This is a genomic window from Bradyrhizobium xenonodulans (assembly GCF_027594865.1).
GTDB classification, from domain to species: domain Bacteria; phylum Pseudomonadota; class Alphaproteobacteria; order Rhizobiales; family Xanthobacteraceae; genus Bradyrhizobium; species Bradyrhizobium xenonodulans.
In genome coordinates this window covers 7,273,038-7,285,449 of record NZ_CP089391.1, presented here as the reverse complement: position 1 = coordinate 7,285,449, position 12,412 = coordinate 7,273,038, and the positions used below count along the sequence as shown (strand labels likewise).

The 12,412-nt window shown below is 60.5% G+C and carries 9 protein-coding genes; 7 read left to right on the top strand and 2 right to left on the bottom strand.

What is annotated here, in order from left to right; all coding sequences use genetic code 11:
• Positions 1 to 33 precede the first annotated feature (33 nt).
• Genes nifE through fdxB form a run of 6 tightly spaced genes read left to right on the top strand, consistent with a single transcriptional unit; the run spans position 34 to position 4,503 of the window.
• Positions 34 to 1,698 (top strand): nitrogenase iron-molybdenum cofactor biosynthesis protein NifE, encoded by a 1,665-nt coding sequence (nifE, locus tag I3J27_RS34350; protein WP_270163279.1) that lies wholly within the window; start codon positions 34 to 36, stop codon positions 1,696 to 1,698.
• A gap of 9 nt (positions 1,699 to 1,707) precedes the next feature.
• Entirely contained in the window at positions 1,708 to 3,111 is a 1,404-nt protein-coding gene (gene nifN / locus I3J27_RS34345; RefSeq protein ID WP_270163278.1) for a nitrogenase iron-molybdenum cofactor biosynthesis protein NifN, read from the top strand.
• Entirely contained in the window at positions 3,108 to 3,503 is a 396-nt protein-coding gene (gene nifX / locus I3J27_RS34340; RefSeq protein ID WP_270163277.1) for a nitrogen fixation protein NifX, read from the top strand. Before nifN ends, nifX begins: the two co-directional genes overlap by 4 nt.
• A gap of 7 nt (positions 3,504 to 3,510) precedes the next feature.
• Positions 3,511 to 3,981 (top strand): NifX-associated nitrogen fixation protein, encoded by a 471-nt coding sequence (locus I3J27_RS34335; RefSeq protein ID WP_270163276.1) that lies wholly within the window; start codon positions 3,511 to 3,513, stop codon positions 3,979 to 3,981.
• 9 nt (positions 3,982 to 3,990) lie between these two features.
• Entirely contained in the window at positions 3,991 to 4,191 is a 201-nt protein-coding gene (locus I3J27_RS34330; RefSeq protein ID WP_270163275.1) for a CCE_0567 family metalloprotein, read from the top strand.
• 12 nt (positions 4,192 to 4,203) lie between these two features.
• The gene (gene fdxB / locus I3J27_RS34325) at positions 4,204 to 4,503 is read left to right on the top strand and encodes a ferredoxin III, nif-specific (protein ID WP_270163274.1); all 300 of its coding nucleotides are present in this window, start codon (positions 4,204 to 4,206) and stop codon (positions 4,501 to 4,503) included.
• Between the two features lie 494 nt (positions 4,504 to 4,997).
• Here the strand turns inward: fdxB and I3J27_RS34320 are convergent, their stop codons facing one another.
• Together I3J27_RS34320 and I3J27_RS34315 are read right to left on the bottom strand one after the other, a co-directional pair.
• Positions 4,998 to 6,686 carry a carbohydrate porin gene (locus tag I3J27_RS34320; RefSeq protein WP_270163273.1) on the bottom strand — a complete coding sequence of 563 codons (1,689 nt, stop codon included), beginning with the start codon at positions 6,684 to 6,686 and terminating at the stop codon, positions 4,998 to 5,000.
• 176 nt (positions 6,687 to 6,862) lie between these two features.
• Entirely contained in the window at positions 6,863 to 7,780 is a 918-nt protein-coding gene (locus tag I3J27_RS34315; RefSeq protein ID WP_270163272.1) for a TauD/TfdA dioxygenase family protein, read from the bottom strand.
• A 2,325-nt stretch (positions 7,781 to 10,105) separates the two neighbouring features.
• Here I3J27_RS34315 and I3J27_RS34310 point away from each other — a divergent pair.
• Positions 10,106 to 11,908 carry an ABC transporter ATP-binding protein gene (locus tag I3J27_RS34310; RefSeq protein WP_270163271.1) on the top strand — a complete coding sequence of 601 codons (1,803 nt, stop codon included), beginning with the start codon at positions 10,106 to 10,108 and terminating at the stop codon, positions 11,906 to 11,908.
• Positions 11,909 to 12,412 lie beyond the last annotated feature (504 nt).

Sequence of the window (12,412 nt, the reverse complement as noted above, 5' to 3'; positions counted from 1 at the left end):
GATCTCATTAATCGCGATTGAGAGGAGAAACCGATGAGTTCGCTTTCGGCCAGAATCCTGGATGTCTTCAACGAGCCGGGCTGCGCCAAAAACGCCAACAAATCGGAGGCTGACCGCAAAAAGGGCTGCACCAAGCAACCTAAGCCGGGCAGTGCGGCGGGCGGGTGCGCCTTCGACGGCGCCAAGATCGCGCTGCAGCCCTTCACCGATGTGGCCCACCTGGTGCACGGCCCGATCGCTTGTGAGGGCAATTCCTGGGACAACCGCGGTTCAGCTTCGTCCGGTGCCAGCATCTGGCGCACCGGTTTCACGACTGACATGAACGAAACCGACATCGTGTTCGGCGGCGAGAAGCGTCTTTACAAGGCGATCAGGGAGATCTTGGAGAAATACAATCCGGCGGCGATCTTTGTCTATCAGACCTGCATTCCGGCCATGATCGGCGACGACATCAATGCCGTCTGCAAGGCGGCTTCTCAGAAATTCGGTAAGCCGGTGATTCCGGTCAATTCGCCCGGCTTCGTGGGTTCGAAAAACCTCGGCAACAAGCTGGCCGGGCAAGCGTTGCTTGATCATGTCATCGGCACCGAAGAGCCGGACCACACCACGCCGTGCGACATCAACCTGATCGGCGAATACAACCTGTCGGGCGAATTGTGGCAGGTCAAGCCGCTGTTTGACGAACTCGGCATCCGCATCCTGTCCTGCATTTCCGGGGATGGGAAATATCGTGAAGTGGCCTCATCGCATCGCGCGCGCGCCGCCATGCTGGTGTGCTCGAAGTCGATGATCCATGTCGCGCGCAAAATGAAAGAGCGCTACGGCATCCCGTTCTTCGAAGGCTCGTTCTACGGCATCCAGGATTCCAGCGACGCGCTGCGCAACGTTGCGCGCGTTTTGGTCGGGCGCGGGGCCCCGGAAGACCTGATCGGCCGGACCGAGGCGGTGATAGCGCGGGAGGAGGCGCGTGCGTGGGCGAAAATCGGATCCTACAGGTCCCGCCTGGCCGGAAAGAGGGTCCTTCTCATCACAGGTGGCGTGAAATCCTGGTCCGTGCCGGCCGCGTTGCAGGAGGCCGGCCTTGAGCTGGTCGGCACCAGCGTCAAAAAATCCACGGACGAAGACAAGGAGCGCATCAAGCAGCGGATGGGGCAGGACGTCCACATGATCGACGACATGGCGCCACGCGACATGTACAAGATGCTGAAGGGCGCAAAAGCGGACGTCATGCTCTCCGGCGGCAAGTCGCAATTCGTCGCGCTGAAGGCGGCGATGCCCTGGCTCGACATCAACCAGGAGCGCTCTCATGCCTATATGGGCTATTTGGGGATCGTGAAGCTGGTCGAGGAGATCGACAAGGCGCTGTACAACCCGATGTGGGAGCAGCTGCGCCGGCCGGCCCCATGGGACGATACCGCCAGGGATGGCCACCCCATGGCCCTTGCGCGGACGGACGGGCAGGCCGCCAAGACCCCTGCGCTTTTGGAGGCGAGCCGCCGCGCGACAGAGGTTTGCGTCTGTAAGAGAGTGGATCGCGGGACGATCGAGGATGCGATCCGCTTGCACGGTCTGACCAGCGTCGAGGCTGTCAGAGAGCACACCGACGCATACGGGGGATGCTGCAGGCGCCGCATCCAGGACATCCTGACAGCGATGTCGGTCTGCCTGCCGCCTGCCATGCGGCAGGCCGCAGAATAGGACGGCGCCATGGCTATCGTCAGCACACCGAGCAAGGCCTGCACGGTCAACCCGCTGAAGATGAGCCAGCCCATCGGCGCGGCATTCGCGTTCATGGGCCTGCGCGGAGCGATGCCGGTTCTCCACGGCTCGCAAGGCTGCACATCCTTTGGGCTCACGCTGTTCGTGCGGCATTTCAAGGAGGCGGTCCCGCTGCAGACTACCGCGATGAGCGAGGTGACAACCGTGCTCGGCGGCTATGAAAATATCGAGCAAGCCATCCTCAACATTCACAGTCGAACCAAGCCGGAGATCATCGGGATCTGCTCGACCGGGGTGACCGAAACCAATGGCGACGACATCGACGGCTACATCAAGCTGATCCGCAAGAAGCATCCGCAACTCGCCAATTTTCCTCTGGTCCATGTCTCGACGCCCGATTTCAAGGATGCGTTTCAGGACGGCTGGGAAAAGGCAGTGGTGCGCATGGTCGAGGTGCTCGTAAAGGGGCCGACGATCGAGGCAGAGCGCGATCCCACGCGGGTGAACGTCCTTTCCGGATGTCACATGACGCCAGCTGACCTCGATGAGATCAGGACGATTCTGGAGGATTTCGGGCTAAAGCCAAGCTTCCTGCCTGACCTTGCGGGATCGCTGGACGGGCATATCCCTGAGGAGTTTACGTCGACGACCATCGGCGGCATCGGCATTGAGGAAATTGCCAGCATGGGCCAGTCCGCCTGGACCATTGCTATCGGTGCGCAGATGCGGCGGGCGGCAGAAGCCATGCAGACCAGGACCGGGGTGCCATTTCGCCTGTTTGAGCGATTGTGTGGCCTCATCCCCAACGATGAATTCATCGCGTTCTTGAGCGAGATCTCCGGCCGCCCCGTGCCAACCAAATACCGGCGCCAGCGCGGGCAGCTCGCCGATGCGATGCTGGATGCCCATTTCCAGATCGGCGGCCGTAAGCTCGCGATCGGTGCAGAGCCTGACCTCCTGTTCGACCTGTCTAGCATGCTGCATGACATGGGCGCGCAGGTCGCGGCGGCCGTGACGACCACGCCCTCGCCGGTGCTGGAGCGGATAAGCACCGACGAGGTGCTGATCGGTGATCTCGAGGATCTCGAAGAGCGAGCTCGGAGACAGAATTGCGATCTATTGATCACGCATTCGCACGGCCGCCAAGCGGCGGAACGGTTAAAGATCCCGTTTCATCGCGCGGGATTTCCGATGTTCGACCGGGTTGGCGCAGGACACCAGGTGTCCGTTGGCTATCGCGGCACGCGGGATCTGATCTTCCATATCGCCAACCTCCTCATCGCCGACCGCGAGGAAAATCATCAGCCTCAGCCCGATAGCTGGTGGACCTCGATGCCGCCTCTAAACTCCGGCCGCAGCTTCATCGACGCAACAGAGAGTTCGATTCCATGAAGGTCGCATTCGCTACCCAGGATTTAAGCCGCGTCGATGCTCATTTCGGCTGGGCCAAGAACATTGTCATCTATGACGTCGGGCCGGACGGGCACGTCTTTCTGAAGGCGGTGCAGTTTGACGGCGATCTCAGGGAAGACGGCAACGAGGATAAGCTCGCGCCCAAGATCGAGGCGATCAGGGATTGCGCCATCCTCTATGTCGTTGCGATCGGCGGCTCCGGTGCGGCGCGGGTGGTGGCGAATAAAATCCACCCCATCAAAGTGGACAAACCCGAGAACATCCTGGAGCTGCTGCAAAAGCTCCAAAGGATGCTGAGGGGAACGCCGCCCCCCTGGATCCGCAAAGCCCTGGCCAAAGCCAAGGAGCGGACGCTTGATTTGGAGGAATGAGGATCACATGTCTGAGGCCGCAGAAGTGGGGCAAACCGATACTGCGCTTGATGCGCCGTTCCTCAAGCAGCTGGTCACGATCTGGCGTGCTGAGGACAGCCATGGGACGTGGGAGGGCAAGAGCGATCTCGACTTGCTCGAACCCTATATCTTGGACAAGGAGAAGCGGCACGCGCTGCCGATCGTGGGTGATCCTGATCCGGACACGGTGTGGCGCCTGGAGTTGTTCTTCAATGCGGTCGCGCTCTCGATCGAGAAGGCGACCGGCGTGATGGTTCAGCCGATGCTGAAGATGCATCATGAAGGCTTTGGCCGCATGGTGCTGATCGCAGGCCGCCTGATCGTCGTCAATAAGCAGCTGCGCGATGTGCATCGCTTCGGGTTCGACGGTCTTGCGAAGCTCGCCACCGAGGGCGAAAAGTATGTCGCGGACGGGATCGGCATGATCCGGAAATTCCCAGACGCGGCGAACTATTGAGGGCGGGACATGAGCGAACTTGAAACGCTGAAGGCAGACATCAAAAAGCTGTCGGCCAAGGCGACGCAGGCCAAGATGGACCTGCACGACCTGTCAGAGGAGCTGCCGCTCAACTGGCGTTCGATCATGGCGGTGGCGCAAAGAGCGCATGAGGCGTTTGCCGAACTCGAGAAAAAGCGCGAGGATCTCAAGGCGCAGGAAAGGGCGTAAAGGTATACAAGCATGTCATTTGCAACGCGCGACGGCCGCGACTGGGTGCCCGATTATCTCGCATCGATCGATCCCGGCAAATGCATCGGCTGCGGGCGCTGCTTCAAGGTCTGTGGTCGAAAGGTTATGACATTAAAAGGCATCAACGAGGAGGGCGATCTTGTCGACCTTGGCAGCGACGAGGACGATGAGATCGAGAAAAAGATCATGGTGATAAATGATGAGGGCGCCTGTATCGGTTGCGGCGCCTGCGCCCGGGTCTGTCCGGCCAACTGCCAGACCCACGCGCCCGCCGTGGCAGAAGGGGCTTGAGGCCCGCCTCCGTCGTCTGTGCAGGAAGGAGACTTGGTGCGAGGGCGCGGTTGAGAGAATTCCAGCGGTCGCAACTTCACGCTGCCTGTTCGGTGGCGCAACTTAGCGCCAGCCGCGGACGATAGCTGGGCCGCGACGACGAGCATCCGAATTCGCGAACATGCCCGTCTCCTCTAACGGAGACCTGATGCCCGGTCCGCAAAGGTACGCTCACTTCAGGTTGGAGCGATCAATGGGCGGGCGAAAAAGACCGGCGAGGACTGACCTCAACGAAGGGCTTACTAAGCGAATGGGACAATGGAGATTGTCTCCGCGCGCGGCGTGAACGGCATTGCCGCCGTGGTCGCCATCTCGCCTCGTAGAGTAGCGGATTCCCCCGATGTTCGGGCTGAACCTCGCGGTGGCCGTGCAACGGCAGAGTTCTTGCGCAGCTCGCGCTCAGGACACGGCAGCTGCCTCTCGCGTGGTACTCGCGGCAGAATCCACCCACGGACTTAGAAGAATACTGACGTCGAGACCAAGACGTTCAGGGCATGTCCGGTTTGGCGTGTGTATGTAATGGTTGACGGGTGATTGATGTATAGCAGGCCCAGGGTTGCATAAACCCCTGGCGCGAGCCGCGCAGTGTATCTTCCCCAGATCGCCGTACTATCGCGATGGACGAGATCGCCTTTGGCCAAGGCCGCGTCGACTGCAAAGTGGCTCCAAGCGATATTGGTGGCAGCAATGGCAATCCGATCACCCGGCCGGCTGCTAAATAGTCCTTTCGCATAAAGACGAAGCTCGAGATAGCGGCTGACCTTGTTGACGTCAGACGGAGCGTACATTGCGGAGAACCCACCATAGATACCCCGAGCTGGCGAACCTTGTGGGTCGGCTTGCCAAAACTGCCGGTCCGCGGCCACGTAGTAGGCGCTGTTCGCGTTGGCTCTCGGTTGGAGCGGATACGCCAAGTGCGGATAGCGGCTGTCATTGAAACCGATTCCGGCCCGCAGCCAGGTCTCGGGCAATCCTGGAGCCGCCTTGTTCTTAAATCCAGTTTCATCAAGCAATAGAATGCTGGCGTCGGCCGTGCGCCAGTCCAAGCCGCTGGGATTTTCGGTTATGTGCACCAATTGTCCATCCGGACTGACTGAGCGCTGGATCGAAAACTTGGTGTAGAGGCGATCATCAAAATTGTACTTCACGTTGAGAGCCGGCGTCGGCGCGGAATTGTTGCTCATTCCAGCTTGGGACAAGATGACCGGCGTCGGCCCAAATGGATTCATTCCCAAGAACTCGTCATGATTTCTGAGGTAACCCATTTTGAGTTCGAGCGTCCTGTCGAAGAACGTCTGGTAATAGGCAAATGTATTGATTCCCACCCGATCGGGCCCGGCGGGCTTCCAGGTCCAATATTGTTGCTCGGCTCCCACGCTTATCTGACCATCCGGAATTCCAAATCGGCTGAGATCGTAGGTCACGATCATGAAATTGACGGTACCGAATGTCGGACTCTCGCCAACATACCGCTGATTGAAGATGGTGCTTTTGGATGCATGCGGCAGCCGGTTGTCGATCAAGGTGTTTTGCGTCCACCCCACATAGCCGATCCCTAAATCCGCCAGCGCAGATCTAACTCCGCCCTTGTCCTGATCGATCGTATCCGCAGGCCCAGGTATATTGAGCCAAGTGCCTTTTTCACGCAGGTTATCGAACTTCGCGAACGGGTCGATTTTCTCTGGGGGCTTGGTCTCAGCAACTTTGTCTGGACGATCGTGCCTCGAGTCGGGGGCATTGGTCGCTTGTGCCGGCGCCGAGCGGGCGGCGAGAGGCGCTGTTCGCTTGAGCTGACGGCGTCGGACACTGACGGCCGCGCCGCTCTGCTTTTGAATTGTTGGTCCAGGAGCCTCATCCGGCGTCTCGTTCGTGGTGTCTGATGCTTTCTCAGCTCCCGCCAACGCTGGACTGCAGACGAGGCTCGCCGCAAAGGATACGGCGATGGCAAACCCGGTTTGCGTCAGAGTAGATCGAGCGCTGAAGACCGGAGCCGCAGTCGAGCGAGTGCGAACCGACATAGCAACGCTCGCATGCGGCGTGAGTTTCCCCTCCTTGTTGCTAGCCTTGATAGATTGTGCGCCGACCAGATCGGCCCGGAGCTTACTCGCAACGTCCGGAAGCTGCTGCGTCAGTAAGCGCGTCATGGACGTCCATGAGCAAGGGGAGATCGCGGTCGGAGGAGATATCATCGCTCAAGGCGCCGGGACTGGACATTGTTCGATGCCGACAGCGGACCACGCTCGTGGATGCTGTAAGAGGAAACGAGCGGAAGAGACTGCGTCGGCGGGATCTTTGACGTCTCTGGGGAGCCTTAAGCGACCTACGCGGGCGGCTCCTTGGCGGCCTTTATGCGCATCGAGCTCAATCGACCATCGGTGCTGACGGGCACCTCGCCAGCGACGGTGGCACGGCGAACGACACGACGCTGGTCGCCGTAATCCCTGACCGCATAATGTTGCGTGGCGCGGTTGTCCCAGATCGCCACATCACCCACCTTCCAACTCCACCGCACGGTGTTTTCGGGCGCGGTGATATGGGACTGGAAAAGGGTGAATAGCCTCTGGCCGTCGTATTTCGGGATGCCAACCAAGCCTTGCACCACGTCGCCGAGCACCAGCGCGCGTTCTCCGGTTTCGGGATGGACACGCACGACGGGATGCTCGGTCTCATAGACCGTCCTGGCGAACACCTCGTCGAGATGCTTTTTGTCAGCCTCGCTGTTGGCCATGACGGAGTAGTCGAACGCATTGCTGTGAACCGCCCAGAGTTCGTCGGCAAGCCGTTGCAGCGGCGCGGAGAGGTCCAGATAGGCGGTCGCGGTGTTTGACCAGATCGTATCGCCGCCAAATTGTGGGATCACAACGCCTCGCAGGACCGCGATTTTAGGATAAGCCTCGAAGAAGGTCCCGTCGCTGTGCCAGAGGTCGGCTCGGCGAGGGGGGCGCGCGGAATCAAGCTCGATCATCGATACCGTTCCCTCGATGACAGCGAGTATCGGATACGCCATAAGCGTTCCGAAGCGAAGGGCAACGCGCTCCTGCTCTGCGTTGTCGAGATGGCCCTGATCGCGAAAGAAGAGAACCTTGTGCTCGAGCAGCAGGCTGTTGATCGCGGTAATCGTCTCCGCCGGCAAATCCCCCGACAGCTTGATATTCCTGATTTCAGCGCCGATCCGCGCCGCGCGCTTTGCGATATCGGCTTGCGGAATGATACTGTCGATCGAGGATCTCTTGGTCATGCTGTCATTCTCCTGAAAACGCGTCTGTTCGCAAAACGAACCTTTTGGGCTGGACGCGAATGAGTAAGTCGCAGAATCGGACGGCCCATGCAGGCGGCATCAAATTCCGCTGCGATGGACCGATTGCTGCGCGTTTTTCGCGATATCAACGAGATCACGGTTGACCTGCACGACACTCATTTTCCGGTCGTTTGACATGCCGGGTCACCTCGAACAATTGCGAAGATTGGTAGTTGACCGAGACCCAAGCCTATCCACGTTCATGCGGGATCGACGAGGGAGTGCTGCCGTCAGGTTCTTTGTATCTCTATGGCCACGACTCAGCAGGCGGGGCAGTAGAAGAGCTGATGATCTCGTTGTATTGCGTGGCCGCAGGTGTTTGACGATGTGCCATTGGCGCAAGCGGCGATACAGCGCGCCATTCGTTAGCGACTATGGCTTCATTGCGCGCGTGTGGCGCGGGTGCCCCGCGCAAGCATTGCCGACGCCGGGCTGTTTCCCGATCGCGTGCTATTCGTGGGCGAGAAGGTCAAATCTATGCGGCGGTGAGCCGGATCATGGAGACGCTACAAAGAACGGCAGATCCAGCTCTTGGCGGTCCGAATGTTCTTCTGCCTGCGTTATGTCCTTCTGGCCCCTGCGTTGGATGATGTTCAACACCAGCCAAAGTTAGGGCGGTTTGGAACGTCACGGGCGCGACTTGCGACAAACCGGTCGTGGACCGCCGTAACCGGCCGCTTGTGTGAGCGAAATCGAATTGCGATGTGATTTCTATTGGGCGACGTGGCCCATACCGCCGCTCGCGAATGACGCCGGCCACACCTGAGGATAAAAGGCCCGCACGGCGGAGCCCCCGTGCGGGCCTTCCTGGAATCGGTCAATCTGGTTACCTCCGCCAGTCTAGACCGATCCAAGCTCGCTACCATGTAAGGCTCGCAAAGCTGGAAGTTTGCAAGCGGCTTGGGAGTTCAACGGTTTTCTGTGCTTGAAACCGAGAGAGTAGCTGAGGACGGGCGGCGATTTAGCCGGCCGCCTGACAATGCATGTCTAGGTTATGAGTCGTATGGGATGAAGGAGATGAATGGGCTCCCATGACAGGCGCAGATCGAACGGATAAGTGAGAAGAGAGCGCCCCAGCATCGCAAACGGGGCCTCCGTCTCGATGGTCGGTGTTTGCTTGACCGAGCACTTCGGCGGCGGCGTCTCGTTCGCGACCTACAGTCGATCGTCACCTGCCGTGTGCCTCGAAGCGCTTGGCCTTGTGGTTCCGCGTTCGGATGGGGCGTTTGGCCGAGCGCTCCGTGCTCTAACGGTGTCGCCGCGATGTTCTTGACCGTCGTCATGTGAATACTCCCTCAAGCTAGACACGCGCCTGTCACTTCGGTGGCGCGATACGCAATGCAAATCGCTTGCCGAAGGCTATGCGGTGCTTGAGCGGCGAATCCAAAAAGGGTGGCAGGGTGTCGCAACGCCCCACAAGCCCTCCGTCAGCAACTCTGCAGCGTACCCTGGGGTAACCGAGGCGAGACTGAGAAGCGTACGCATTGCGACATGCGAGGAGAGTTTGCACGGCCGCCTCTTGTCTGAGAGGGGTTATGACTTTTAGACTTAACCCTCAGACAAGAGGCGTTCCGATGGCTCTCAGCGTCCTCCGACGCTTGATCGAGGAGACGACCGTCCGCAATTCGCCACCGCCGACTCCGTGCCAATCAGGATGCCCAGGGTTCGGACGCTAAGACGTGCTCACCCAGAGCTTGTAACAACCGCGTTACGTGCACCCGCAGGAACGCCTTGCGCACCAGTCAACTACTAACCTTGGCAATTGATGGTTTCGGCGCACACATGGCAATCGTGGGGGCATGGCGCTGCGCATGTCATGCGTCGAGGAAATCGGAATGCAATTGATGTCTGTGCGCGCGAACGAGCCTGATGGACATGTCGACTGGTCGTCTGCAACGACAAGGGGTACTCCAAGCGCTATCTCTTCTTTCTCACGGAAAGCCATGATGGACGTTTGGTCGCGGCCGCCGGGCAGGTGCGCGACGCCCTGCTTTCCGATGACTGCAATCCCTCAAAGGAGAAGTCTTCTCGCGAGCGGGATGCTATGGAAGAGAAAAGGCCGAAGACGTATGGTGGAAGAGGCGGGGCGTTCCCGGTCGTCTCAGAATGCCAGGCTTCCAGGTCCGACCAACTTGGGCCGTTGGCGTCGAGCGTCTCGCTCGGCGGAGGGGGCCGATCGAGGACCGGAGATCTCTCGCGCCTTTGCGACGCTGCGGTTTGAGTCAGTTAGAGCCGGCTTGCCCGATGAGCGTGGCTGATTGCGCCATGATCCCTCCAGCTGATAAACCTTCTACCGCGATGCGGGTCGTGTTGCCCTTCGTGTTCCGGCACTGGCTGAAGCAGCCGGGGCATACCCTTGTCGTGGCCGGCGGACTGCTCGGTGCGACCATCGCCGATCTTTTCATGCCGGTGTTCTCGGGGCACCTGATCGATGGGCTGACGCGCGGCCCGTCAGATCCCGACGCGCGCCATGCGACATTGGTCGCATTCGGCGCCATCGTTGCGCTGGGCGCAGCGTCGATGGTGCTGCGGCTCGCAGGCCTGCAGGCGATCGTGCCGTTCACGCTCAGGACGATGTCCGATGTCGCGCAGGACGCCTTCATGCGCGTGCAGCGCTTCTCGACCGATTGGCACGCCAACTCCTTTGCGGGCTCGACGGTGCGCAAGATCACCCGCGGCATGTGGGCGCTCGACCTGTTGAACCATACCATCCTGACGGCGCTGGCGCCTTCAGTGCTGGTGCTGATCGGATCGACAATCCTGCTCGGTGTGTATTGGGCCTCGCTCAGCCTCGTGGTCGCGCTCGGTGCGGCTGCCTATGTCACGATGACGGTGCTGTTCTCGACGCGCTACATCGCGCCGGCCGCGCGCATCTCCAATGCTTGGGATACCAAGGTCGGAGGCGCGCTGGCGGATGCGGTAACCTGCAACGCGTTGGTAAAATCGTTCGGCGCCGAAATACGTGAGGAAGCGCGGCTCGCGCGCGTCATCAAGCGCTGGCGTGTGCGGGTACAACGGACCTGGCTGCGCCACAATTGCGCCGCCCTGTCGCAGCTGTTGCTGCTGTTGTGCCTGCGCGGCTCGGTGATCGGCGGCTCGGTGCTGCTGTGGATGGCGGGGAACGCCACGCCCGGCGACGTCACCTATGTGCTGACCAGCTACTACGTCATCCACGCCTATTTGCGTGACGTTGGCTTCCACATCAACAACCTCCAGCGCTCGGTCAACGACATGGACGAGTTGGTCGCCATCCACGACGAGCCGATCGGCATCGCCGATGCTGCTGGCGCGCGACCCATCGCGATCGAGGGCGGCGAGATCGTGTTCGACGATGTCACGTTCCACTATGGCGGCCATATCGCGCCGCTCTACGACGGGCTGTCGGTGACGATCCGCGCCGGCGAGCGGGTCGGTCTCGTCGGCCGCTCCGGCGCTGGCAAGACGACCTTCGTCAAGCTGGTGCAGCGGCTCTACGACGTCTCCGATGGTCGCGTTCTGATCGACGGCCAGGACATCGCGCTGGCCACGCAGCAATCGCTGCGCAGCCAGATCGCGATCGTGCAGCAGGATCCGATCCTGTTCCACCGCTCGCTTACCGAGAACATCGCCTATGGCCGGCCAGGGGCCAGCCGGGAGGCGATCGAGCAGGCGGCGCGGTTCGCAAACGCGCACGACTTCATCCTGCGGCTGCCGAGGGGCTACGACACGCTGGTTGGCGAGCGCGGCGTCAAGCTCTCGGGCGGCGAACGGCAGCGCGTGGCGCTGGCGCGTGCCTTCCTGGCGGACGCACCGGTGCTGATCCTGGACGAGGCGACCTCGAGCCTGGATTCGGAATCGGAGGCGCTGATCCAGCAGGCGATGGAGCGGCTGATGAAGGGGCGCACCTCGATCGTGATCGCACACCGCCTGTCGACGGTGCGCAGCCTCGATCGCATCCTGGTGTTTGATCACGGCGGTATCGTCGAGCAGGGCACACATGTTGCCCTGACCAAGCGGCCCGGCGGCATCTATCGCGGGCTGTTCGAGAGGCAGGTCACCGACTTCGGCCATATTTCGGCGGCAGGCTAGCCGTCGGCATCATTGCATTTGAGATCTCTCGGTCGTTTGAGACGAGATCGCTGGTTCGCTCAGCGGAACCTCAAACGCCGCGATGCTGTTGGGATTGTCTGTTCAAATTGAGCTTTGCGCAGCTCGCGCATTTCGCCAGAGAGACAGCTTTTGCGCTGGTTGTGAGCGTTAGTCCATCTGGCTGAGTTGCTGGGGATGTCCAGATCGCGGTTTGATGATGAAAGCTCGTCGCCGGAATGGGAAGCATGCGGGCATGGCGAAACTGCTGTCGATGGATCTTCGCGAACGGGTGCTTGTCTATATCTGGAGTGGTGTTTCAGGTCGGGAGGTGACGGAGCGTTTTGGCGTCAGCGCGGCGCGTGTAAGTCACTGGCAAACGCGCGAGCGGGAGCAAGGCGAAGTCCAGCCGCCAGAGCTCGGGGCGGTGATCGCTGGTCTCGCCGGATTGATGACACAGCCGAATTTCAAGGCAGCCCACTTGCATCAGGCAACCCATCACGCCGA

What these genes read in the sequence shown, in the direction of transcription:
- nifX (WP_270163277.1), top strand. Translation starts at nt 3,108, where the DNA reads ATGAAGGTCGCATTCGCTACCCAGGATTTAAGCCGCGTCGATGCTCAT.
- I3J27_RS34315 (WP_270163272.1), bottom strand. Translation starts at nt 7,780, where the DNA reads ATGACCAAGAGATCCTCGATCGACAGTATCATTCCGCAAGCCGATATC.
- I3J27_RS34320 (WP_270163273.1), bottom strand. Translation starts at nt 6,686, where the DNA reads ATGACGCGCTTACTGACGCAGCAGCTTCCGGACGTTGCGAGTAAGCTC.
- nifE (WP_270163279.1), top strand. Translation starts at nt 34, where the DNA reads ATGAGTTCGCTTTCGGCCAGAATCCTGGATGTCTTCAACGAGCCGGGC.
- fdxB (WP_270163274.1), top strand. Translation starts at nt 4,204, where the DNA reads ATGTCATTTGCAACGCGCGACGGCCGCGACTGGGTGCCCGATTATCTC.
- I3J27_RS34330 (WP_270163275.1), top strand. Translation starts at nt 3,991, where the DNA reads ATGAGCGAACTTGAAACGCTGAAGGCAGACATCAAAAAGCTGTCGGCC.
- I3J27_RS34310 (WP_270163271.1), top strand. Translation starts at nt 10,106, where the DNA reads ATGATCCCTCCAGCTGATAAACCTTCTACCGCGATGCGGGTCGTGTTG.
- I3J27_RS34335 (WP_270163276.1), top strand. Translation starts at nt 3,511, where the DNA reads ATGTCTGAGGCCGCAGAAGTGGGGCAAACCGATACTGCGCTTGATGCG.
- nifN (WP_270163278.1), top strand. Translation starts at nt 1,708, where the DNA reads ATGGCTATCGTCAGCACACCGAGCAAGGCCTGCACGGTCAACCCGCTG.